Below are 23791 nucleotides of genomic sequence, written 5' to 3' on the forward strand. Positions count from 1 at the left end.
GGCCTACACCTTCTCCCCGACGTTTTTGCCGAGCATGCCCGACGGCTTCACGAGCAGAACGACGATCAGGATGAGGAACACGACAGCGTCGGAGAACGCCGAGGTGATGAGATTGCCGGTCAGCGGCCCGATGTACGCCTTCGTCAGGCTCTCGACGACGCCGATCGTCAGGCCGCCCACCATGGCGCCGGGGATGGACCCGATGCCGCCGAGCACGGCCGCCACGAACGCCTTCAGGCCGAGCATGACGCCGAGCGTCGGCGTGACCTGCGGGTAGGAGGCGCAGTACATCAGCGCGGCCACCGCGGCAAGGCCCGAGCCGATCGCGAACGTCTTCGTGATCGTCGAGTTCACGTTGATGCCCATCAGCGTGGCCGCCTCCTTGTCCTCGGAGACGGCACGCATGGCCTTGCCGGTCTTCGTGCCCTTGACGAACATCTGCAGCGCCACCATGACGACGATGCCGATCGCGATGGTCACGAGCGTCACGCCCGGGATGGTAACGCCGCCGACCTTGAACGTCGGCACCTGGAGGAACGTGGGCATCGGCTGGGGGTTCGCCCCGAACAGCGTCTGCGAGAGGTTCTCGAGCAGCAGGCTCATCGCGATGGCGGTGATGAGTGCCGTCATCGAGTTGCCCTTCTCGCGCACGGGCTTGTACGCCGCCTTCTCGACAAGGACGCCCACGATGACGCACACGACGATGGCCGGTACGATGGCCAGCCACGCCGGGACGCCGGCGGCGATCATGACCGGTATCGCGAACAGCATCGCGTACGCGCCGACCATGATGAAGTCGCCGTGGGCGAAGTTGATGAGGCGGATGATGCCATAGACCATCGTATAGCCCAGAGCGACGAGCGAGTAGACGCTGCCGATCTTCAGGCCGTTGAGCAGCTGCTGGATGAACAGGGCGAGCTGCGGGTCCATGGGTCCTCCTTTCGTCTCCTTCGTCATAAACCGTACGGTGAGCGGTTTCGGCGTGCCGCGCGTGGCGTGCATGGGAGGCTTCGATTCCCCGCCCGTGCACCCCGCGCAAGACGCGCCGCAAACGCAGAATGAGGGAGGGCGCACCGGTCGTCACCCGGAGCCCTCCCCCACGCCTTAGAGCTGCTACTTGTCGGCCTTGGCCGAGTCGCCCGCGGCCGAGCCAGCAGCCTCGCCGTCAGAGGCGGAGCCGGCGGCCTTGACCGTCGAGTTGTAGGCGGGCTGACCGTCCTTGTACTCGAGCACGACGGCGTCCTTGATAGGCGAGCCGCTCGCGTCGAGCGTAAACGTGCCGCTGACGCCGGTGAACGTCATGCCGGTCATGGCCGCGTGGATAGCCTCGCGGTCGGCGGAGCCGGCCTTCTCGATGGCGGCCTTCATCATGTAGACGGCGTCGTAGGCCAGCGTGTTCAGGAAGTTGGGCTGCTGGTCGTCGCCGTACTCGGCCTTGAACGCCTTCGTGTAGTTCTGAACGGCCTCGGAGGGGTCATCGGGCGCGAAGTGGTTCGTGTAGTACACGCCGTTGTACTGCGAAGGATCGCCGCTCATGACGTTCTGGATGCCGTCGAAGCCGTCACCGCCCATGATGGGGCCGGTGAAGCCATTCTGACGCGCCTGTGGGATGATGTAGGGGCCCGCCGAGGTGAAGTAGTACGGCGCGTACAGGAAGTCGGCACCCGAGGCGATGATCATGCCGAGCTGCGAGGAATACTCGGTGTCGTCCATCGACGAGGAGGCCTGCTCGCTCACGACCTCGAGGCCGAGCTTCTGGGCCTCGGCAACGAAGGCGTCATGCAGGCCCGAGGAGTAGGCGTCGCCCGAGGAGTACAGCACGGCGGCCTTCGTGGCGCCCAGCGTGTTCTTTGCGAACTGAGCTGCGACCTGGCCCTGGTAGGAGTCCTTGAAGCAGGCGCGGAAGACGTAGGAGCCCGTCTGGATCGAGTCGGCCGTGGCGACAGGCAGCAGGCAGACCATCTTGTCCTGGTCGGCCAGCGGCTGGACAGCCGCAGAGGTCGCCGAGATCGTGGGGCCGAGGATGGCGCAGACCGACGAGTCGCCCTGGAGCTTGTTGAAGGCGTTGGACGCCTCGGTGGCGTCGCCCTTGTCGTCGAGGCTGTCGAGCTCGACCTGCTTGCCCAGGATGCCGCCGTTGGCGTTGATCTCCTTGACGGCGAGCTGGTAGCCCTGCATGTTGCCCTCGCCGTACGCGGCGGCCGTGCCGGTGTTCGTCGAGATGGTACCGATCTTGATCGTGCCGTCATCGGCCAGTGCGCCCGTGGCGCCGGCGCTCAGGCCCAGGCCCGCCGTTGCCAGGGAGACGACGGCGAAGCCGGCCAGGCCGAGGAACGACCTCCTGCTCATGGCGGCGGCCGAGGTGCGTGCGGTTGCGTTCTCCATTGCCATTGCTGCTCACGTTCCTTTCTTCGTGCCTCATCAGGGGTGTGGTGGGGTGTGGTGCCAATAGGACGCTGGTGAAACCGGTGGATCCATTCCCGCGACGCTTAACAAAAAAGGGGAACCGGAAGCCGTCTTTGGTGTGACAGCTTCCGGTTCCCCTTTAGCTGCCCGTGAGGTAAGCACGGGCAGCGGCGACGAGCCGGCCCGTGCTAGCTAATAAGGAGGCTAATTACGAGGTGAAGCCCACCTACCTGCTGCATGGCCAAAACCCTACCAATCTCGTCGGCGTTAAACGTTAGTCGGGTACTATCGCCCGTTTTTGTTTCTGGTCAAGGTCTAATCCAGCCAATTCCGGGATTCCTATGCCGCCTGCAGGCAATCGTTACATTTCGGAAACACTTGCAAGGCGGAAAGACAAGGCAGGCCCTTCCGCCCCTCGCTATCTACGGGGATGTATCTTTGCCCGCAGACCCTCCAGACGGTTGAGGGCCGCGTTGAGCGTCTCGTCGCGCTTGGCAAAGTGCAGGCGGATGTAACGGTGCTCCGGCTCGGCAAAGAAGCTGGATCCCGGCACGGCCCCGACCCCCACCTTCTGCGCGAGCTCGGTGCAGAACGCCAGGTCGCCGTCGTAGCCGAACTCCGAGATGTCGACCATCACGTAGTAGGCGCCCTCGGGTCGGTTGTGGGGCAGGCCCAGGCGCTCCAAGCCGTCGCAGAGCAGGTCGCGCTTGCTCGTATACAGAGCCGTGAGCTCGTCATAGTATTCCTGGCCGAACTGCAAGCCCGGGATGACGGCCTCCTGCAAGGGGGCGGCCGCGCCAACCGTCAGGAAGTCGTGCACCTTCTTGATGCGCTCCGTAATCTCGGGGGCTGCAATCGTATAGCCCAGGCGCCAGCCCGTGATGGAGTAGGTCTTCGACAGCGAGCTGCAGCTGATGGTGCGCTCGCGCATACCCGGCAGGCTCGCCATGTAGGTATGGACGTGCGGTGCGTACACGATGTGCTCGTAGACCTCATCGGTGATGACGAAAACGTCGTATCGCGTGGCGAGGTCGGCGATGACCTGCAGCTCGGCGCGGGTGAACACCTTGCCGCACGGGTTTGAGGGGTTGCACAGCACGAGGGCCTTGGGATGGTTCTCGGCAAAGGCCCGCTCCAGGAGCTCGGGGTCAAAGTCGTAGCTCGGGGGCACCAGGGGAACATAGACCGGCTCGGCTCCCGACAAGATGGCATCTGCCCCGTAGTTCTCGTAGAACGGCGAGAACACGATGACCTTGTCCCCGGGGTTCACCACGCTCATCATTACGGCCATCATGGCCTCGGTCGAGCCGCAGGTCACGACGACCTCCGCGTTGGGGTCGATGGCGCCAGCCTGGCCGGGCTCGACGCCGAACATCCAGCGGGACTGCTTGGCCGCGATGGCCTCGCGCAGGTCGCGCGCACCCCAGGTGACCGCGTACTGGTTGAAGTCCTCGCGGGAGACCTCTGCCAGGCGTTGCGTGATGGCCGCCGGAGGGTCGAAGTCGGGAAAGCCCTGCGACAGGTTGATGGCCCCCGCCTCGTCGGAGATACGGGTCATGCGGCGGATGACCGAGTCGGTGAAACTCGCGGTGCGCCTTGACAGGCTTGGCATGGAGGACTCCCTTCGGGGAGAAAGCGTGCGAGTGGGATGCCCCACACCGAACACAGGGGCGATGGAGGCGAGCATAGCCCTTGGCTTCGCAGAGAACGCGGGGATGGCCGTGATATCACGCAGACGTAACGAAGCGGGGGCGGGCCTGTCTCACGCGACCAGCCCGCCCCCGCTTGCCACCCACATACAGCTGCGGGTCAGGCCACGCCAGCAGAGCCCGTAGGCCTGCCTGCGACCTTCCCACAGTTTGTGCCGGGACCTCAGTTACTTCGCCGTAACCTCAAGCGTGCCAAACGGGCCGTCCCACTCGACGCGCCACGTCCCGGCCGTGAAGTGCGGCGGGACGAACACGGTGCCCACGGAAGCGCGCATGCCGGCCGTGAAGTGCTTGCCCTGGCTCGCGAGCTTCTCGACGAGCCATTTCATCGACAGGACGGGGTTGCCCAGGATCTCAGAAGAGTCGCCTTCCTTGACGAACGCGCCGTCGTGATAGCACTTCGCGTGGTAGCCGGCCATGCCCTCGACCGTGAGCTCGCTGCCGTCGACCTCCTTGCCGTAGAGGACGTAGCCGCCCACGGCGCAGTCGCTCATGACGAGGTACTTCGACAGCGTGGGGAACCAAGCCGCGAAGCGCGCGTCGGGCACCTCCATGTCGCCGGCGACCGTGCACTTGGCCAGCAGCTGCTCGGGCGTGTCGTCGGGGCTCAGATCCTCCTTGGCCTTGAAGCAGAACTCCACCTCGACGAGAGGCTCGTTGAGCTTGGACAGGTCGAGCTCGCACGGAGTAGCGACGAAGCGCTCGGCCACCTGGGCGCCATAGAGCGGGCAGGTGGAATCGAACATCTTCTGGGTCTCCTCCGAGGTGAGCGAGACCTTGTAGCCGGCGACCGGAGCGCCCTTCTTCGCCATGACGGCGTCCTGGACGGCGTAGGCGGTGTCGTCATCGGAGACGACGTCCTCCCAGTCGGCCATCGTCAGCGGGGCGTTCGTGCCGGCGCAGTTGGCGGCGTATGCCTGGTAGAGCGCGTCGACGAGTTCCTGCTGGCGAGCGGTGAGCTCAGGAGCCTTCTTGGCGGCGTCGGAGGTGCCGGCGTCCTTCGTGCAACCGCATCCACATGCCATGATCGATCGACCTTCCCTTCTGCTGTCGCGCGCCACCCCCTGCGACGGGAAACGAGCGCGCGTCCGATAAGCTAGGCACGTCACGCCGGCCGGGCGAGCCACAAGGCATCCGGGCGCCACAGGCGCGGCCGTCTGACGCAAAAGGCGTAGGCGCCGCAGGTGGCACGAGGAAACGCGCATACAAAAAGAACCAGGGGCCGCGGATGTGTGCTTCCGACAGCCCCTGATCCTCGTCAGCTGCCCGTATGGAACGGGTCAGCTGAATGTATGCGCTGGCCCGCCCTAGATAATGGCGCTGGTAATTCGAATCTGAATCTGGGCAAACGAGCAGCTCATCGCGGTACCTTTCGAAAATGGGAATCACTCGGTCGCCGACGGGGCGATCCCCCGCCGTGGCGATTGGCGAGTATGATGACCTTTACTCGGCATTCGTCAAGTCTTGAAGCGTGCACCGGTACAGACCCTCACAGAATCCGTAAGGAGGCGTCTCCGCCGAGCACGACGCCTCCTCCGAGTGCGGGCTGACAGCCTTTTCGTTCCGGCAAAGCATCAACCTACTTCCGAATTGCCTGCGGAACAGGCGGAAAGCGAGCCCCAATGACATCCGGGGCAAGCTGTCAGAACCCGGAGCTTCGGGGTACCCCGCGCAGGCATCTAATAATGCTCGCGCCCCACCTGTTTGGCCAAAACTACCGCGCTTTGCGAGTCCCCAGGAACAGTGGGACATGCCAGCAAAAGGAAAACCGCAGGTGAGCTCGGAGAGCCGGACGAGCAGAGGGGCTTTCGCGACTCAGAATCATCCCATCGCCTCGCAAAGTAGGGGTGTTTTGACCAGCAGGACGGGTTTTCTTCCTTCTCTGGACTGGCAGAACGGCAGAAAGGGCGGTCGCGTGCCCACTTGGCATCGACCAAGCTACGCAGGTGCCCGCCAGCCCGCATTCGGTGCACGACAGCAACGTCAGGCAGGCCGGAAGCCAGCCCGCGGTACAATCGCGGCAAGCGATGGTCAACCAGAAGAGAGAGGATGCGCGAGCATGGCGAACGAGACGAGCACGGCAGCGCAAACGAACGACGCGGGCGCAACGACCTCGAGGGCGCGTACGTTTCGCGGGTCGTTCTTCCACACGCCGCGCTACGGGGAGTTCGAGCTGCTCGAGGACGTGCTCATCGAGGTGGACGCCCGCGGCGTCATCGCCTCCGTCACGCATCCCGAAGCGCCCGACTACGGCAAACGCCTCGCGGCGTCCCGCAACACCGGCACGCTCGTCGAGCTGCCGCAGGGCTACTACGGCCTGCCCGGCTTCGTCGACCTGCACGTGCACGCCCCGCAGTGGCCCCAGGCCGGCATCGCCCTGGACGAGCCTCTCGACGTGTGGCTGCAGACGCGCACGTTCCCGCTCGAGGCCCGCTTTGCCGATCTCGACTTCGCCCGCCGCGTCTACACCGACCTCGTGTCCCACCTGCTGAGCCTGGGCACGACGACGTGCACCTACTTCTCGAGCAACCACCTGGCCTCGTCCATCGAGCTCGCCCGCATCTGCGCCGAGCAGGGCCAGCGCGCCATCGTCGGCAAGGTCGTCATGGACGACCCCGCCGCCAACCCCGACTTCTACCGCGACGCTTCCACCGCCCAGGCGCTCGCCGACACCGAGACGTTCATCTCCGAGATCGCCTTGCTGGCACCCGACGCGCCGCAGGGCGTCTACCCGGCCGTGACGCCGCGTTTCATCCCGAGCTGCACCGACGAGGGCCTCGCCGGCCTCGGCCGCATCGCCGAGCGCCACGACGCCTACGTGCAGTCGCACTGCAACGAGGGCCAGTGGGAGCACGACTTCGTCATGGCGCGCTTCGGCAAGTCCGACGCCGAGGCCCTCTACGACTTCGGCCTTCTGCGCGAGAAGGCCGTCATGGCGCACTGCACGTTCCTCACCGAGGCCGACGGCGAGCTGTTCGCCAAGACCGGTGCCGCCGTCGCCCACTGCCCCATCTCGAACTCCTACTTCGCCAACAGCACGGCCCCCATCCGCCGCCTGCGCGCCCAGGGCGTCTACGTAGGCTTGGGCACCGACATCTCGGGCGGCTTCTCGCCGAGCCTCTACGACAACATCCGTCACGCCGTCATGGTCTCGCGCATGCTCGAGGACGGCGTGGACGCCTCGGTTCCCCAGGAGCAGCGCGGCCTCGGCCAGCCCGCCCGCATCAGCTCCGTCGAGGCGCTGTGGCTCGCAACGGCCGGCGGTGGCCAGGCGCTCCACCTGCCGGTGGGCACGTTCGAGGTCGGACAGGCCTTCGACGCGCAAGTCATCGACACGCAGCTGCCCGGCGCCGACCTCACCGGCTTCGACGTCTTTTCCGCTCCGCGCGACGTGCTCGATCGCATCCTCTACCTGGCAACGCCGGAGAATATCCGCCAGGTGTGGGCACAGGGTCGTCTCGTCAGCAAGCGAGCATAGAAAGGGCCCGCGGACCGATGCGGACAAAGGGCGCGCCACGGCATACGAGGCCGTGGCGCGCCCTTGTGCGTTTAGTCCCACAAAGAGGGGTTTCGACGTGCGTAAGCGGGCTGGCGCGCGTATAGAATGAGCTCGTAAAAATGCGCTCGAAGGGCACGGGTTCCCCAGCTGTCAGGCAAATGGGCCCCGTGACGCCGCGGAGCGCGAGGCGGCACGCGCAGGCGTGCACGAGAGAAGGAGGAAACACCGTGAGCGAATCGGACGTCACGAAAGACGTCGCTACCCCCGGGAAGGAGGCAGCCTCCACGCAGGCGCCCGCGGCCCAGCCAAGCCCAAGCACGCAGGCCACCGCAGTCGCTGACCCCGACGCGCCCCACCCCTCGACGGGCCTCACGGTCGGAGTCGACCAGAAGGTGCCCGTCGGTCAGGCCTTCCTGCTCGGCCTGCAGCACGTCCTCGCCATGGACGTCTACGTGCCGCCGTTCATCATCGCCACGTCGCTGGCGCTGACCGGCGATGTCTCGACGGGCCTCATCCAGTCGACGTTCCTCGGTGCCGGCATCGCCTCGCTCATCCAGGTGCTGTTCTTCCTGCGTCTGCCCGTGTGCCAGGGTCCCTCGTTCGTACCCGTCGGCGCCATCATCGGCCTGTACGCCGGCACGCAGGGTTTCGAAGCCGTGTTCGGCGCCTGCCTCGTCGGCGCGGCGTGCGTCATATTACTCGGACTATCGGGCCTGTATAAGCGGGCCGTACACCGCTTCGTGCCGCCCATCGTCAGCGGCACCGTCATCATGATCGTCGGTCTCACGCTGCTGCCCTCGGCGTTCTCGAGCAACATCTTCATCGAGGGCGCAGCCGGCAACGGCATGACCATGGGCCAGAACGTCATCCTGGCCTGCGTCTCCGCCAGCGTCATGATCCTGTTCTCCATGCTGGGCGTCTACAAGCCCAAGGTGGGTCGCCCGCTGCGCATCTGCTCCGTCATCATCGCGCTTGCCGCCGGCTGCGTCGTCGCCTGGATGATGGGCGGGCTCGATCTGAGCTCCGTCGCCGCCGCGCCGCTGTTCAGCCTGCCGCACATCGCGTTCGTCAACTACGGCCTCGCGTTTGACCCCTCGGCCATCCTCACGATGCTCGTCATCTTCCTCGTGCTGCTCGCCGAGACGACCGGCACGTGGTACGCCGTGAGCTCCGTCATCGGCAAGCCGCTGAGCGACGAGCAGATCAACCGCGGCGTCATCGGCGAGGGCATCGGCTGCTTCGTGGGCGCCCTCATGGGCACGACGCCCGTGACCGGCTACTCCACGAACGCCGGCATCATCTCCATCACCGGCGTCGCCAGCCGTCGCGTGTTCGTGTGCGCCGCGCTGTGGTTCATCGCCCTGTCGTTCATCGGCAAGCTGTCTGCGCTCATCATGGCCATCCCGGCGGCCGTCATCGGCGGCGTGTTTGCCGTCGTGTGCGCCATCATCATGCTCAACGGCTTCCGCCAGATGAAGTCCGAGCCGCTGAGCGAGCGTCAGCTCTACATCATCGGCGTGCCGATCGCCGTGGCCGTCGGCCTGCTGTTCATTCCCGACACCCTCGTTGCCGGTGCCCCGGAGCTGCTGCAGTACCTGCTGAACTCGCCCATCGCCGTGAGCGCCCTCGTGGCCATCGTGCTGAACAAGGCGCTGCCCGAGCGCACGGCCGTTGAGGCGCGTATCGAGGCTGCGTCGAAGTAGACGTCAGCCCCCATCAACGCCCGACACGAGCGCCCCGCATCTCCCGCCTGTACGCAATGGCGAGATGCGGGGCACTTTTTGTGCAGGGAGGCCGCCTAGGAAGAGGAGAGGGCACTCCTACGCGCCCCAAACCTCCTCGGCAATCTCGCGCACGAGCACCACCTTGGCCCACTGCTGCTCTTCGGTCAGCTTGTTGCCGATCTCGCAGCTCGCAAAGCCGCACTGCGGAGAGAGGCACAGGTCCTCGAGCGGCACGTACTGCGCGGCCTCGCGGATACGGGCGATGACGGCAGCCTTGTCTTCGAGCTCGGGGCGCTTCGTCGTGACGAGGCCCAGCACGACCTTCGTCCCGCGCGGCACGAAGAGCAGCGGCTTGAACCCGCCAGAGCGCTCGTCATCGTACTCGAGGTAGAACGCGTCGACGTGCTCGTCGGTGAACAGCGGGCGCGCCACAGCGTCGTAGGCACCGCTCGAAAAGTACGTCGAGTGGTAGTTGCCGCGACAGGCATGCGTCGTGATGGTGAGGTCGTCGCCCGGCCGCGCGTCAATGACGGCGTTGTTGATGTCGACGAGCAGCTTCTTGTACGCGGCGAGCTCCACGCCGTCGAGGCCCGTCAGCTGGCGCGCCACCTCGGGGTTGACGAAGCCGCCCCACGTGCAGTCGTCGAGCTGCAGGTTGCGCCCACCCGCAGCGTAGAAGTCACGCACGAACTGCACGTAGGCGGCAACGACATCGGAGGCAAACGCCTCGACGCTCTCGTAGTGACGCAGCGTGTTCTCCAGCTCCGTCTTGCCGGTGAAGATAGCGTAGAACTGGCCGGGCGCGGGAATCGTGAGCTTGGCAACCGTGTGCTCGTCCTCCTGCGCCTGCACGAACTTGAAGTGCTCGATAAACGGGTGGTCGTGCACGCCAAGCTTGCCGCAGATGTGCACGTCGGGAATGGCCGCGGCCTCGCCCTGGAACGTCGTGTTGCCCGTCTTGGACGCCACGCGCTCCACGCCGTCGAACGCCCACATGAAGTCGAGGTGCCAGGTCAGGCGGCGAAACTCCCCGTCAGTGATGACGTGTAGGCCCGCGGCCTTCTGCTTGGCGATGAGATCGAGGATCGCCTTGTTCTCCGTCTGCTTGAGCTGCTCTGCCGGTAGCTCGCCGCGCTCGAACGCGGCGCGGGCCGCACGCAGGTAGTCGGGGCGCAGGAAGCTGCCGACGACGTCGTAGCGCTGCGGGGCGTGAATCGTGCTCATAGCGGGTCTCCTCCCTGAGCAGGCGTATTGCCGGGTTCGGCAGACCGCCTGCGGTGTGGTCTCGTTGATTGCGAGCAAACAATAGCGAAGCAAAAGGGAATTGGGAAATACGAAGTAGCTTGGCATATAAATAGGTAAAACCTATATCTAGAGGAGGAGCGGGCTCGAGGTTCCGCACGGCTGGCACCAGCTCGCAAATCGGCGCAAACGCCATGGGCATGTGGGGTCCACCCGAGACCCCACCTCGCGGGGCGCTCAGAGAGTCGGAAGCGCATCCAACGGGGCGCGATTTGCGGTTGTGCAGGATTTTGCAAAATGGCGCCTCCAAAATGGGCGCGAATTTCGGTTATGCAAGGTTTGCAGCGGTATCCGAGCACCCACACCACGGACAGCATGCTCCCCACAGCCCATCTACCTGCGGTTTCCCTGGGAGGCAGCATGTTTTGCGATCCCAACAGTCGCCGCAAACCTCGCATAGCCGTCAATCGCGCCCATCTCCAGACTTCGATTTTGCAAGACCTTGCATAACCGAAAGAAACGCCCTAGCAGGCAGGCCTCCTAGCCGACCACAGGAACCCGGCGAGCTCCGAGGGCTCGCACGGCGCGGGACACGCCCCCGCAAGCGAGGGCCAAGCGCCGCCGCGCGCCGCGCAGGCCCCATGCCACCGCCCCAGCACACGCAATGTGGCGTCTTACCGCCAGTCATCCGGCCAGGCATCGCGGGGGGCTTAACACACACCCCGCATGTCACAGCTCCGTCACCCCTCGCCGGGTATACTCAGGAGCATCGTCTCCCCCAGTCCCGAAGCGAGGATATCTTTCATGAGCGACGAACAGAACGAGGGCATCACGGCCATCGAGCCCCAGGAGAAACCACTGGCTCCCGACACCGAGTCCGAGAAAGAAACACCAGCTGAAACCCCCGGCCCGGCGCAAACCCCGCTATTCTCCGCCGAGTATGCCACGGACCTGCCGCTGCTCACCAGCTACGTCGACCTGCTCGTCGGCGACAAGCAGCGGCGCTTTGCCCTCGTCATGGCCGGCATCGACATCGTGCTCGCCCTCGTCGTCGCGTTCGTGGCAGCGCCCCTGTGGCCCGTAGCACTCGTGCTCGCCGCTATCGGCATTGGCATGCTCTGGTATCGCACCAACGTCTGCCGGTTGACGGCTACAAAGATGCTGCGCGGCCTCGACCCTGCCGAGCTGCACCGCCACGTGCACGTCTACGCCGACCACGTGGAGCTCGTAAAGGACGACGGCTCTGTCGACGACTTCCCCCTTGCGGCGCTTTCCGATGTGATGCACGATGACGCGCTGCTCGTGTTGGCGTTCGGCCACTCCGGCATCACCGTACCTCGTGGCTCGCTCTCGAGCGGCACGTATGAGGATCTGCTCGCCTGGGCCCTCGAACGCGCAGGCAAGCCCGCGGCAGAAACGGAGGCATAGCGCATGAAAGCCTTGCTCATCATCGACGTCCAGAACGACTTCTGCCCCGGAGGCACCCTTGCCGTGGCAGACGGCGACGCTGTCGTACCCGTTGCCAACGAGCTCATCGCCCAGTTTGCGGCACAAGGGCTGCCCATTGTCGCCACGCAGGACTGGCATCCGGCCGGCCACGTGAGCTTCGCCTCGGCCCACCCCGGCCACGCTATCGGCGAACTCCTCGAGCTGCCCGGTGGCGGCGCCCAGATGCTCTGGCCCGACCACTGCGTGCAGGACACGCCCGGCGCCGAGCTGCATCCCGACCTCGACGTCACCCGCATCACGCACGTTGTGCACAAGGGCTGCGACCCCGCACGCGATTCCTACTCGGCGTTCTTCGACAACGACCACGTCTCCGCGACCGGCCTGGACGCCTGGCTGCGTGAGCACAGCGTCGACGAGCTCGTCGTCTGTGGCCTAGCCTGTGACTACTGCGTCAAGTACAGCGTGCTCGACGCGCTGGCGCTCGGATATGCCGTGAGCCTGCCGCGCACGGGCACGCGTGCCGTGGATGCGACCCCCGGCGACGGGGAGCGCACTCTGCAGGAGATGACCGCAAAGGGAGCGCACATCCTGTAGAGAGAAGCGCGAGACGGCGTAGGCGGCTCAGCGGGCGATCGCTCGTTGAGTCGCGGCGACCACTTCGTTCAAAAGACGCTCGGAATCGTCGTCTCAGGCCACACGGACCCGGGGCATTCTGTCGCCAACAAGGAGATCGTTGCTAACCTGGAGAAGCTCCCGGAGGTGACCGTCGACCGCCTGGGCGTGCTCTATCCCGATTTCAATATCGACGTTCCCGCCGAGCAGGCGAAGCTCATCTCCGCAGACATCGTGGTGTTGCAGTACCCCGTGTTCTGGTACAGCATGCCGAGCCTTCTGCACCGCTGGATGGAAGATGTGTTCCAGCACGGCTTCTCTCATGGCGCGACCGGCGATAAGCTGCGCGGAAAGGCGCTTGTCGCAAGCATCACGACCGGGGCGCCGGCGCAGATGTACGGGCGCGATGCCGCCATGGGCCACGCGATCGAGGAATACCTGGCGCCGCTCGAGAGCACGGCAAAGCTCACCGGCATGAGCTGGGGTGGATACGTATACACCGGCAACGTGAGCTACCAGACGCGCGACGACGAGGCGGCACTGGCGGACATGAAGGTGCGCGCCCGCGACCACGCCGAACGCCTGGTCAAGTTGCTGGAGACGCTGTAGGCTCAATCTGACGCTTTGAGCAAGACGCGCTGAGCCGCTGCGCAATGCAGACCGCCGGCAGCTCAGTACGGCAAAAAACCTTCGCTGGGCTCAGATCTAACAGTATCGCCAGCGCGGAGCCGGGCGAAACGTCTATGATGCGGTGACTTCATATTTACGGGCCCCTCGAACGCGCCCCATCTTTCGCAAGATGCGGCTTCAACGAGGGGCCCGCACCCGTCGCAAGGGAGCCTCATCATGAAATACACCGTCATCGGCGCCGGCGCCATGGGCCTGCGCTACGGCATCCAGCTGATAGAGAACGCCGGGGCAGATGTCGACTTCATCGACTGCTGGCAGGACAACGTCGAGAAGATCCGCGAACAGGGCGGCGTCTGGGCGATGCGTGACCACCAAGGTCGACATCTCGTGCCCATCAACGTCTCCTATCCCGAAGAGTACCAAGGCGACCCCGACGTCTGGATCTTCTTCGTGAAGCAAATGCAGCTCGATGGGTTCCTGGAGCGCTGCGGCCATCTGTTCAAGGACCACCAGGCCGCGTTCACCGCGATGAACGGCATGGGCCACTACGAAAAGCTGCTCAAGTTCTTCAAGCCGAGCCATCTCTATGGCGGCACCGCCGTCGTCGCAACGGTGCTGCCCGGCCCCGGCGAGGTCGACTTCATGGGCGCGGCGGGCACAGAATACATGCACATGTGCGCCTACGATAACGGCAGGCACGAGGCGGGCGACGCCCTGTTCGCCGACTTCAAGAAGGCCGGACTGGGCCCGGAGTGGAGCCCCGACATCATGAGTATGTCCATGGCCAAGGTCATGCTGAACTCGGTGTGCAACACGCTGTGCACGATGTTCGAGATCAACATGGGCACGCTCGGCAGCGACCCGCACACCCGCCCGCTGTGCGACCAGCTCGTGCACGAGGGCTTCGAGGTGTGCCGCCGCGCCGGCATCGACCTGGGCGTTTCCGAGCAGCAGGAGTCCGACGCCATCATGAAGAGCATGGACGACCTGTCGCTGCACTATCCCTCGATGTGCCAGGACATGTTCAAAGGGCGCCCGACCGAGGTCGACTACATCAACGGCTACATCGTCAAGCTCGGCCGCGAGCACGGCTACGAGGCAGTGCGCCATGAGTTCCTGACGAACGAAGTACACCTGGCCGAGACGGCCCACAGGTTCCATGAGGAGCAAAAGGCCGCCCGCGAAAAATAGGTCACACATCGGGAGGCCGGGCGTGAGCGCGCATGTCCGGCCTCCCGCAGCGACACCCTCACTCACGCGCATACCAGGGTGCGCCCTCTACCGCGCAGGGCCCGCCTCGTAGAGGTCGATGAGCTCCTGCTTGCTGGCGACGCCGGCCTTGCGATAGATGTGCATGACGTGCGTCTTCACGGTGCCGGCCGTCACGTAGAGGCGCTCGGCGATGAACGGCAGGCTGCGCCCGCGCACGAGGTAGGCGCAGACGTCCGCCTCCCGCGGCGTCAGGCCGTAGCGCACGGCGAACGCAGCGAGAGCGCCGTCCTCCTCGGCTGGCGCCTCCGACGACGGCTCGCCGGCGCGTCCAACGTCCTCCCCCGCGCACGGCGCACCGGACGGCCCTCGCGTCGCGCTCGCGAGGCGGTCCGCCATGGTGTCCGCCACCATCACGAGCAGGAAGAACAGCGCAAAGACTCCCGCGGCACATACGAGCGCCAACAGCGGGCCCGTGCCGCCCGGAAGTGCGCTCAGCGCCCGCCCTCCCACGTTGCCCGCGAACACGACGCTGCCGATGAGGCCCTGCCCCACGCCGAACGCCAGCATGGGAGAGACGCCCACCTCCTGGACGGCCTCGGCCACCTTGAGCACGACGAGCGCCTGGAGAAAGACGCTGGCCCCGGTCACGAGGGCCCCGGCCAGCGCGGGCGCCCCCTGCGACATCGCGACGCCCCCGCCGAGAATGGCGGGCAGGGTCGCGTCGCCCGCCGCCCCGCCGCCGGCGGCTATCAGCAGGATGAGCAGCATGCCAAGCACCGAAAACGGCAGGCAGTAGCGATAGAGTCGCTCGATGGACGTGCTGCGCTCCCCCGACCCGACGACGGTCAGCGCCGCGAGCGTGATGTACGCACACACGAGAAACGCGCCGGGGAAGATGACGGCGGCCCCGTCGTAGCTCGCGCCCATGATGAGCGACGAGACGACGTTGCCGACAAGCGCGGTAACCGCGAACAGGCCCATCGTGCGCCACGGCAGAATGGCCGCGTCCGTCGAGCCCTCCGAGCCCTCGCCCAGATGGCGCACGCCTCCGTCGGCCTCGCTCGGGCCCTGAGGCCAGACCTCGGAGGTCAGCTGGTGGCGCTGCCAGGAGTCCAGCAGCCACAGCGCGCCCGAGGCGAGGGGCAGGGCACAGGCAAGCACTCGAGCGACCGAGACCGGCAGCCACAGCGAGGCAAGGTAGATGACGTAGGCCAGCAGAAACGACAGCAGAACGAGCCGGCGCATCGAGCGCCCGCCCAGCGAGAACCGCGCACCCCATGCGATGGAGAGCACGAGGCCGCCCGCGCCGTAGACGACCCCGCACGCCGCAACGAGCAGCGGCGGCGGCTCAGGCAGCCGCATGGCGTTCGCAAGCACAAACGACGCGAGCGCCAGGCCGAGAGCCGACACCACGGCAGCGATCGGCGAGAACCTCGGATGCCAGCGGCGCAGGGCGGCCGCGAGGACCAGGCCGAGCACGAGCAGCGTCAGCTGGGAGACGTAGTAGGCGAACTCGATGCCGATGCTATCCGTGACGCCGGCGTCCGGGAACAACGCCGTGCTGAGGCTCGCGACGTATCCCCACGCCCACAGGCAAGCCGCGCCGATGACCGTGCACGCCGCCGAGGCGCGCCGCGACCACGGCCGCCCCGGTGCGGCGCAGCTCGCGATCTCACCCTGTCCCGCTGCGCCGCCTCGCACCGCGCCTCCCCCTCCCGGCATTTTCGACATCGTTGAGCATCTGAGCCGCATCAGCATACTCCACCTATTGTTACCTGCGGCTTCTCGCATCTCTACCATTTTGGCAGACGCGTGATTTGACGCCTGCGCCCCATGATAGCAAGCGTCACGCAGCACGGCGCGGCATAGGGGCGCCCGGCCCCGACGCATCTCACGTGCCGCTGCACACCACCCGACACAAGGGGGATATCGCATGAACACGAACCGTCCCGAGACCCTGAGCCGCCGCACGTTCCTGGCCAGTGCCGGCATGGCGAGCGCCGCTGTCGCCGCCAGCGCAGCCGGCGTCGCCCTGGCCGCCGAGGGCTCCGCGCCCGCCGACGCCAACGCCGACGCGAGCAAGCCGCACGCTGAGGGCTCGCTTGCCGGCAAGCAGGCCACCGCGGGCAACGCCGACGCCAACTACCCCACGAACGATCCCAACATGTTCGCCCCGTGCGCCGCGGGCGAGGGCCAGATCGCCTTCGTCGCTGAGCCCATCTCCGATGACGAGATCGTCGCCACCCATGACGTCGACGTCGTCGTGTGCGGCCTGGGCCCGGCTGGCGACGCCGCCGCGCTGTCCTGCGCCGAGCACGGCCTCAAGACGGTCGCCGTCGAGAAGAACGGCTGGGCGAACTACTGCTCCGCGACGCTGGGCGGCACGAACTCCAAGATTCACCAGCACTGGGGCGTCACGTTCGATGAGGCCGAGTGGCTCGACGACGCCATGGCCGACTGCGGCTATCGCGGCAACCTCGACCTGTACAAGCGCTACCTCGCCTGCAACGGCGAGGCTGTCGACTGGTATGTCGACCACCTCATGAAGGCCGGCAACAAGACGGAGGACGATTTCCCGCTGACGTTCAACGCCACGGGCGACTTCCCGGACTTCCGCGACTCCTACGACGCCACGTCGCTGTCGCGCTCCTGGAACACGAGCTTCAACCTGCCGTTTGCCCCGGGCGACCTCGCCACGCTGCTGCCCCAGCTCATCGAGGAGGCCGGCGCCGAGATCCGCTACGAGTGCCCCGCCTGCCAGCTCGTGACCGACGAGAGCGGCGCCGTGACCGGCGTCATCGTCAAGAGCGCCGAGGGCTACGAGAAGTACAACTGCGCCAAGGGCGTCGTGCTGGCCACGGGCGGTTATGGCTTCAACCTCGAGAAGCTCCAGCGCTGCTGCCGTCCGCGTGACCTCGCCCTGTGCGGCTGGATGAGCCCGTCGACCGGCAACACGGGCGATGGCCACGAGATGGCCGTGGCCATCGGCGGCATCGAGGACGAGTATCCGCATCCCCTGATGCTCGACCCCATGCAGCTGATGCCCTACCTGCGCGTCAACAAGCTCGGCAAGCGCTTCACACCTGAGTACGAGCCGTATAACCACCTCGCCTGCGCCATCCAGGCCCAGCCCGGCGCGTGCGACTACTACATCGTCGACGGCGCCATCGCCGACAAGATCGACGCTATCTGGACGCCCTCCAGCTCGTGCTACGGCCCCAAGGAGGTCTGGGTCGGCGCCGCTACGAGCGAGAACGCCCTCAAGGCCGACACGCTCGAGGAGCTGGCCGAGCTCATGGGCGTGCCTGCGGACGAGTTCGTCGCGACGATCGAGCACTGGAACGAGATGTGCGACGCCGGCGAGGACAGCGACTACCACTTCCCCGGCTCGATGATGGCCAAGATCGACACTCCGCCGTTCTACGCCAACCTCGAGGGCGCCGAGGCCCTGTCCACGGCGGGTGGCCTGCAGGTCGATATCCACAGCCGCGTGCTCAAAAGCGACTTTGCGCCGATCCCCGGTCTGTTCGCCGTGGGCCTGACGTCGGGTGGCATGTTCAACAACACGTACCCGCACAACCTGAACTGCCTATCGCACACACGTAACTGCACGTTTGGCTACCTCGTCGGCAAGTACCTCTCCGGCGACGAGAGCTAAAAAGAGCCGTCTGGCTTGCTAGCAGAGAGCCCCGGGTTTCACGCTCCGACGAGGAGGGTGGGCCCGGGGCTCTCTGCTTTCGGGCGGGTGGAAGACTTGAGGCTCGGGAGTGACACCGGGCTTCCAGGGGAAAGCCCGCCTCAGCACGTTCCATCCTGGGCAGAACAAACGGATGTGCAAGGTTTTGCAAAGCAGGCTCTCGAAAATGGGCGCGAATTGCGGCTGTGCAAGGTTTGTAGGCCTCGTACCCCGCCCCTGTGGCACAAACCCGCAGGTAACCCGTTTTGGGAGACACCACGCGACCCCGAAACGCCCCCGCAAACCTCGCAGCCCCGCGATTCGCGCCCAATTTCAGCGCCGTGTTTTGCAAAACCTTGCACATCCGTCAGGATTGGCCACACCCCGCAGCCCAGCGCCCGCCCGTTCTCGCACGACCCAAGCCGCCCCACGCAACCTGAGCCTCTGCCTCCATGTCCGCGTTAACACACTTCAAGCAGGCATCGCATTCCGAGCCGCGAGCACGCAACCCCATCCCCGATGCGGGCTCTCATACTTCTCGGCAATCTCGCTCCGAGCTGCGCGCATGCAGCCACACCCCGCCTCCTCGCACGCGGAAAGTGGGCGGTAGCGTCTCACGGCTTACGGCATGTCCTACACCCCGCCCCTCGCATGCAAAAAGGGGCCCGGACCCCGCCCCATCCCGCGGGCGAAAGCCGAGCCCCCCTCACAATCCAACAGCGCGTAAAACGCCCTACTTCGCGGCAAGATACTTGCCGACGTGGCGGCCAAACGTCACGGTGCGGCCGCACGCCATACCCGTCGACAGGTTAGGGTACGTGTTGGCGAAGTAGCTGCCCGAGTCGTTACCGATGACGTAAAGCCCCTCGATGGGATCGCCGTTCACGTCGAGCGCGTTGAGGTTCGTGTCGATCTGGATGCCATCAAGTGTGCACAGCACGTAGCCGGTGTTCTTGCACCCGTAGAACGGCGCGGCGTCAACGGGCGTCAGGCGGTGGGCCTCCTTGCCGAAGTCCGTGTCCTCGCCAGCGGCGGCCATCTCGTTGTAGTGCTCAACCTCAGCCACGAAGGCGTCGACGGGCAGACCGAGCCCCTCGGCCAGCTCCTCGAGCGTATCGGCCTTGATCACCTGGCCGCCCTCGATGAGCTGCGGCAGGAAGACAGCCTCGTTGACCTCGCGGGGGATGTCGCACGCGGCGCCGTTCACAAACGGGATCTGGCGCGAGCAGCCATGCATCTGGAACTGCTCGACGTACGTCGTCCAGTTGCTGTCGAAGATCGTGTAGTGGCAGTGGCCCTTCTGGTACTCGTCGGCATGCAGAATGCCCTCGTAGGTGCCCGACTCGTTGAAGAAGCGCTTGCCGTCGGCGTTGACCTTGAGCCACGGCTGCGAGCCGATCCAGAAGAAGCCGTTGTCGCCCGACTCGGCCGTCGCGCGGCCTGTCTCCTGGTCAGGGCGCAGGGCACAGCGGTCGAACATCATCATCGAGTGCGTCTCGTCCATCTTGGCGCCGGCCCACAAGCACGCCTTGATGCCGTCGCCGAACGCGCCGGGCTCCGAGCCGTTACGGCCGATGATCCGCAGGTTCCACGGCTGCATGGCGGCCATCATGTCGTAGTTGAGCGAGTAGCCACCCGTGCAGACAACCGTGCCCTTGGACGCAACGTAACGCACGTAGTCGCCGTCCTCGTTGGTGGCGATGCAGCCAGTGACCTTGCCGTCCTCCTTGACGAGCTTGATCATCTGCGTGTTGTAGTGGAACTCGGCGCCCTTCGAGACGGCGTAGTCGTAGAGCACCGTGTTGCCATTGAGCGACTCGTTGCCCTCTTCGTCTGCAGGCCAGGCGGGAGAGTGACCCGTCGCGTAGTGCTTGTAGCGATCGCCCTCGTCATCGTCGCCCGCCTCGTGCCACAGCACGACGTCGCGCTCGGCAAGGCGATCGCCGTACCAGTCGATCGTCTCGCCTGACTCGTCGCAGAACAGGGCGACGAGCTGCTGGTTGATATGGCCTGCGGCATACTGCGTCGCCATGGTGATGTAGTCGAACTTGTCGATCTTCGTGCCCCACTCCTGCTGGTAACGCGAGTTGATGCCCGCCAGGTCATCGCGGATGCCCACGCCCGTGGGGAAGCGCTCGATACCGATGACCTTGGCGCCTTCCTCCGCCGCCGTGGCGACGGCAAACATGCCGCCCGTGCCACAGCCAATGACGAGGATGTCGGTCTCGTACGTCTGCACGATGTCAGCATCAGCGATCTCGGGCTCGACACCGAGCCAATCAGGCGTAGTACCGAGAATGGCGCCGTTAGCCGGCCACACGCCCTCGCTACCAACTGCAGAATCGGCCGCGGGCGCAACGTCCTTGGCAGACGACTCTGAGGCAATCGCCTGTGCCGCCGTCCCCGCAACGGCAGCGGCACCGGCAAGAGCCGTGGCGCCTGCAACGAACGTACGACGGGACAGCGCGCTCTCATTCTGTGCCATGAAAATCCCCTTCTTCTCGATAGTTCACACCTTGTGGGCCCCACGTACGCCGGAAGCTCCCGCGTACGCCAGCAAACTCGTTTATCATGGCGAAGTCGGCGTCCCCCTTTCATCACCCCAATGGGGGGCGAGGCAGCATCATCGCAGGCAGAATGCCGAAAAGTTGGGAGAAGTACCGTGGGCTGCCTCCGGGGGCATCGATCGGGAACGCATAGCACGCAACCTGCCGCGCAGGGCGAACGCACCTCTCGCAGGGACGCCCTCGTCGTCCTTCTGGCGTTCGCCTGCTCTCCGCTCAGGACGACGCTCATGAACGCAGAGCTCTTCCCGCTGTTCGACGCCGTGTTCCCGTTCGCCCGAGACATCGGAGAACTCGCCGGGGCGCTGGCCGCCCTCAGCGTCGCAGCCGTCGCCATCGCGCGCCCTCGCCTGCTCAGGCCGGGAGCCATCACGATGGGGGCGCTCGCGCTGTGGTTTGTCGGCGTCGCCGGGACATTCCTGGGGCTCAGCGTCGGCTCCGTGGGCCTTCTGCTCGTCGGCACCTCTCTCAACAAGATCGGCGGTGCTTGGCTCTCGCTCTGTATCCTCGTCGCCTGCGGCACGACGCTCTCGCAGCGCCAGCTTCTCGGAGGGATCCCGGCAGCCATGGCCCTCGGATGCCTCGCGGCGCTCGCGGCAGACGCAGTGTCTCTGCCGTTTGCGCTCGCCGCCTACACCGCTGCAGCCCCCATCGGCGCAGCGCTCATCTATCCCATCGCACGACGCGCCATTCACGCCATCGCCGCCGCGCCCCCTGCACGCGAGGCGGCCATCACCTGGCCATCCTCCTACCTTCCACTGGGCAACCGCCTGTTCGTCTGCATATTTGCCTTCTCCGTCGCCACCGGCTTCGCCCAGCGATTCGGGCCGCAGGAGGGCAGACTCGACAGCGTCCCCATCGCAGTTGCAACGTTTACCGCACTTGCCCTCTACTGCCTGCTGCGCGTCTCCGGTCAGAAGTTCGACATGCTGCTCGGGCTGTCCGTCGTGTTTACGATGGCAGGCTTTCTCGTCGTGCCCGTCGAGGGAGCGGCACACGTCTCCGCGGGGGCGCTTATCGTCGGAGACTCGTGCTATCAGGTGCTCTACGACCTCGTGCTGTTTTCTCTCGCAGCGAGAAACCGCCTCGCCAGCCTTTCGGTCATCGGCTGGGGATGGGGGTGGAGCGTGCTCGGCATCATCCTGGGCGCCAATGCCGGAGCGTTCGCGCAGAGTGGCTCCCAGCCAACCATCGCCTATCTCGCGTCGGCAGCCATGGCGACCGCGCTGCTGGCCTACGTGCTGTTCGGCCTGCGCGGCTTTAGCTTCGACGCGACCATCGAAGGCATCGTGCCCGTTGAACCGCTCAGCATCCCCCAGGGAGCGCCCGGCCTCAGCATCGAGCAAGCCTGCGCAGAGCTTGCCACGGCCCGAGGGCTCACGACGCGCGAGGCTGACGTCCTGTGCCTGCTAGCGCACGGGCGGAACAACTCGTATATCCAGGAGGAGCTCGGCCTTACGAGAAACACCGTCAAGTCGCACATCAAGCACGTCTATCAAAAGCTCGGCGTGCACAGCCAGCAGGAGCTCATCGACATTGCGAGCGCAGGAAGAAATGGTGGGGATCCCACATAGGGGAAAACCTAGCTGGTGGGGCCGGCTCGCGGAGAGGCTGCGAGGCGAGCCCGATTGCGAGGTCGGGGCTCCAGCGGCCCAACGTACGCCGGCGCCGGAGGGCAACTCGAGAGGACCCGCGACGCCAATCCCGCCGAGCACCGCGCACCATCGATCGGGGGAAGGCGCGACCCAGGACAAGATGGCACATCCTGCACGCAGAGGGCGCGAAGGCGGGCAGAACCTCGGCCTGTGTATGGGCACACAAGCGCGCAGAGGCCACACAGGATGCAGACTGCAGGGCTACCTGCGAAAATGCCGAGCATGGTGCCGGTGCCCTCCGGGGACCCATACACGAGCTCCGTTCCTGGCCGCAAATCAGCCGAGAACCAGCAATGTGGGACGCCGAGACGCTTTCCGCGCCAGGAAAGCGGCCCGTGTCAGCCGCGCGCAGGCAGCTGATCGGGATGTGGGGCAGGAGCGCCGGACACAGGAAAGCAGCGCGCCCCCTCGCCTACCAGCTAGAGCAGCATGGCAAGCGTGCCAACGACGATGAGCACCAGGCCAACGGCAGACTTGCGCGTCAGTCGCTCGCCAAAGACAACGTAGGCAAACGCAATGGACACGAGGATGCTCAGCTTGTCGATAGGCACAACGAGGCTGGCTGGCCCCGTCTGAAGCGCACGGTAGAAGCAAAGCCACGACGCACCGGTCGCAAAGCCTGACAGCACGATGAACAGCAGCTCACGACCGTTGATATGGCGAAGCTCACCCTGCTTGCGCGTCACGAACACCATGACCCACGCCATGACGAGCACGACGATCGTACGGATAGCCGTGCCCAGGTTCGACTCGACATCCGTGATGCCGACCTTGCCCAAGATGGACGTCAGCGCGGCGAACACGGCACTCAGCAGCGCGTAGACGAGCCAGGCATGACGACCGTTGAACAACGCGGATATGCGCGCGCCAAGCGTGGAGGGCCCGGAGCCGGTAGCGGCATGCGCCACCTCTTCGGAAACGGAAGCGGAGCCCTCCCTCTTCTGGATCATAAGGAAGGTACCCACGGCAATGACGATGATGCCGACAATCTGCGGCGCCGCAACCGGCTCGCCCAACAGGATGAACGCGAGCAGAACGGTGAGCACGATGCTCGACTTGTCGATGGGCACGACCTTGTTGACGTCGCCAAGCTGGAGCGCCTTGAAGTAACACAGCCACGATCCACCCGTCGCCAGACCTGACAGCGCAAGGAAAAGCAGCGTGCGTCCTGAAATGTCGCCGATCGAATCCTGTGAGCCCACAACGAACACCATGACCCACGAAAACGCCAGCACAACGACCGTGCGGATAGCCGTTGCCACCGTGGAGTCCGTCGTACGGATGCCGCATTTCGCCAAGATGGACGTCAGGCCTGCGAACAGCGCCGATCCCACCGCAAACAGCAGCCACGATCCCATCGCGCCCACCCCTTCAGAATCGAACCGGGGACGTCTTCTGGCGCCTCCAGAAACT

15 protein-coding genes and 1 pseudogene are annotated in these 23791 nt (G+C 65.6%); 8 read left to right on the forward strand and 8 right to left on the reverse strand.

What is annotated here, in order from left to right:
• Window positions 1–3: 3 nt before the first annotated feature.
• The 4 genes and pseudogenes from KHZ24_06490 to KHZ24_06505 form a co-directional block, all read right to left on the reverse strand.
• Window positions 4–930 (reverse strand): branched-chain amino acid ABC transporter permease, encoded by a 927-nt coding sequence (locus KHZ24_06490; GenBank protein MBS5450847.1) that lies wholly within the window; start codon window positions 928–930, stop codon window positions 4–6.
• A 183-nt stretch (window positions 931–1113) separates the two neighbouring features.
• A complete protein-coding gene (locus KHZ24_06495; GenBank protein ID MBS5450848.1) occupies window positions 1114–2349 on the reverse strand; it encodes an ABC transporter substrate-binding protein in 1236 nt (411 codons plus the stop codon).
• A gap of 475 nt (window positions 2350–2824) precedes the next feature.
• Window positions 2825–4018: an aminotransferase class I/II-fold pyridoxal phosphate-dependent enzyme gene (locus KHZ24_06500; GenBank protein ID MBS5450849.1), complete on the reverse strand. Its 1194-nt coding sequence runs from the start codon at window positions 4016–4018 to the stop codon at window positions 2825–2827.
• A gap of 264 nt (window positions 4019–4282) precedes the next feature.
• Window positions 4283–5077: pseudogene (locus tag KHZ24_06505) on the reverse strand (2-keto-4-pentenoate hydratase).
• Window positions 5078–6174: 1097 nt separating this feature from the next.
• Between KHZ24_06505 and guaD the strand changes: the two are divergent.
• Window positions 6175–7593 carry a guanine deaminase gene (gene guaD, locus KHZ24_06510; protein ID MBS5450850.1) on the forward strand — a complete coding sequence of 473 codons (1419 nt, stop codon included), beginning with the start codon at window positions 6175–6177 and terminating at the stop codon, window positions 7591–7593.
• 179 nt (window positions 7594–7772) lie between these two features.
• Entirely contained in the window at window positions 7773–9317 is a 1545-nt protein-coding gene (locus KHZ24_06515) for a purine/pyrimidine permease (GenBank protein MBS5450851.1), read from the forward strand.
• 117 nt (window positions 9318–9434) lie between these two features.
• On the opposite strand, the gene KHZ24_06520 is transcribed toward KHZ24_06515, so the two are convergent.
• Complete coding sequence (locus KHZ24_06520) at window positions 9435–10562, reverse strand: 5-methyltetrahydropteroyltriglutamate--homocysteine S-methyltransferase (GenBank protein MBS5450852.1); 1128 nt, start codon at window positions 10560–10562, stop codon at window positions 9435–9437.
• 822 nt (window positions 10563–11384) lie between these two features.
• Here KHZ24_06520 and KHZ24_06525 point away from each other — a divergent pair.
• The 4 genes from KHZ24_06525 to KHZ24_06540 all read left to right on the forward strand — a co-directional run bounded on the left by KHZ24_06525 (window position 11385) and on the right by KHZ24_06540 (window position 14462).
• On the forward strand, window positions 11385–12008 hold the full coding sequence (locus KHZ24_06525; GenBank protein MBS5450853.1) for a hypothetical protein: 624 nt from the start codon (window positions 11385–11387) through the stop codon (window positions 12006–12008).
• A gap of 3 nt (window positions 12009–12011) precedes the next feature.
• Window positions 12012–12623 (forward strand): bifunctional nicotinamidase/pyrazinamidase, encoded by a 612-nt coding sequence (gene pncA, locus KHZ24_06530; protein MBS5450854.1) that lies wholly within the window; start codon window positions 12012–12014, stop codon window positions 12621–12623.
• Window positions 12624–12668: 45 nt separating this feature from the next.
• A complete protein-coding gene (locus KHZ24_06535; GenBank protein MBS5450855.1) occupies window positions 12669–13250 on the forward strand; it encodes an NAD(P)H-dependent oxidoreductase in 582 nt (193 codons plus the stop codon).
• Between the two features lie 237 nt (window positions 13251–13487).
• Entirely contained in the window at window positions 13488–14462 is a 975-nt protein-coding gene (locus tag KHZ24_06540) for a 2-dehydropantoate 2-reductase (GenBank protein ID MBS5450856.1), read from the forward strand.
• Window positions 14463–14549: 87 nt separating this feature from the next.
• On the opposite strand, the gene KHZ24_06545 is transcribed toward KHZ24_06540, so the two are convergent.
• Window positions 14550–16184, reverse strand: a complete 1635-nt coding sequence (locus KHZ24_06545; GenBank protein MBS5450857.1) for a helix-turn-helix transcriptional regulator — start codon at window positions 16182–16184, stop codon at window positions 14550–14552.
• Between the two features lie 232 nt (window positions 16185–16416).
• Here KHZ24_06545 and KHZ24_06550 point away from each other — a divergent pair, with 232 nt between their 5' ends.
• A complete protein-coding gene (locus tag KHZ24_06550) occupies window positions 16417–18141 on the forward strand; it encodes an FAD-binding protein (protein ID MBS5450858.1) in 1725 nt (574 codons plus the stop codon).
• Between the two features lie 751 nt (window positions 18142–18892).
• Here KHZ24_06550 and KHZ24_06555 read toward each other — a convergent pair.
• Window positions 18893–20644: an FAD-binding protein gene (locus KHZ24_06555; protein MBS5450859.1), complete on the reverse strand. Its 1752-nt coding sequence runs from the start codon at window positions 20642–20644 to the stop codon at window positions 18893–18895.
• A gap of 309 nt (window positions 20645–20953) precedes the next feature.
• Here KHZ24_06555 and KHZ24_06560 point away from each other — a divergent pair, with 309 nt between their 5' ends.
• The gene (locus KHZ24_06560; protein ID MBS5450860.1) at window positions 20954–22297 is read left to right on the forward strand and encodes a hypothetical protein; all 1344 of its coding nucleotides are present in this window, start codon (window positions 20954–20956) and stop codon (window positions 22295–22297) included.
• A 500-nt stretch (window positions 22298–22797) separates the two neighbouring features.
• Here KHZ24_06560 and KHZ24_06565 read toward each other — a convergent pair whose 3' ends face one another.
• Entirely contained in the window at window positions 22798–23736 is a 939-nt protein-coding gene (locus tag KHZ24_06565; protein MBS5450861.1) for an EamA family transporter, read from the reverse strand.
• Window positions 23737–23791: the final 55 nt, after the last annotated feature.

The organism is Coriobacteriia bacterium, from assembly GCA_018368455.1.
Lineage (GTDB): Bacteria > Actinomycetota > Coriobacteriia > Coriobacteriales > UMGS124 > JAGZEG01.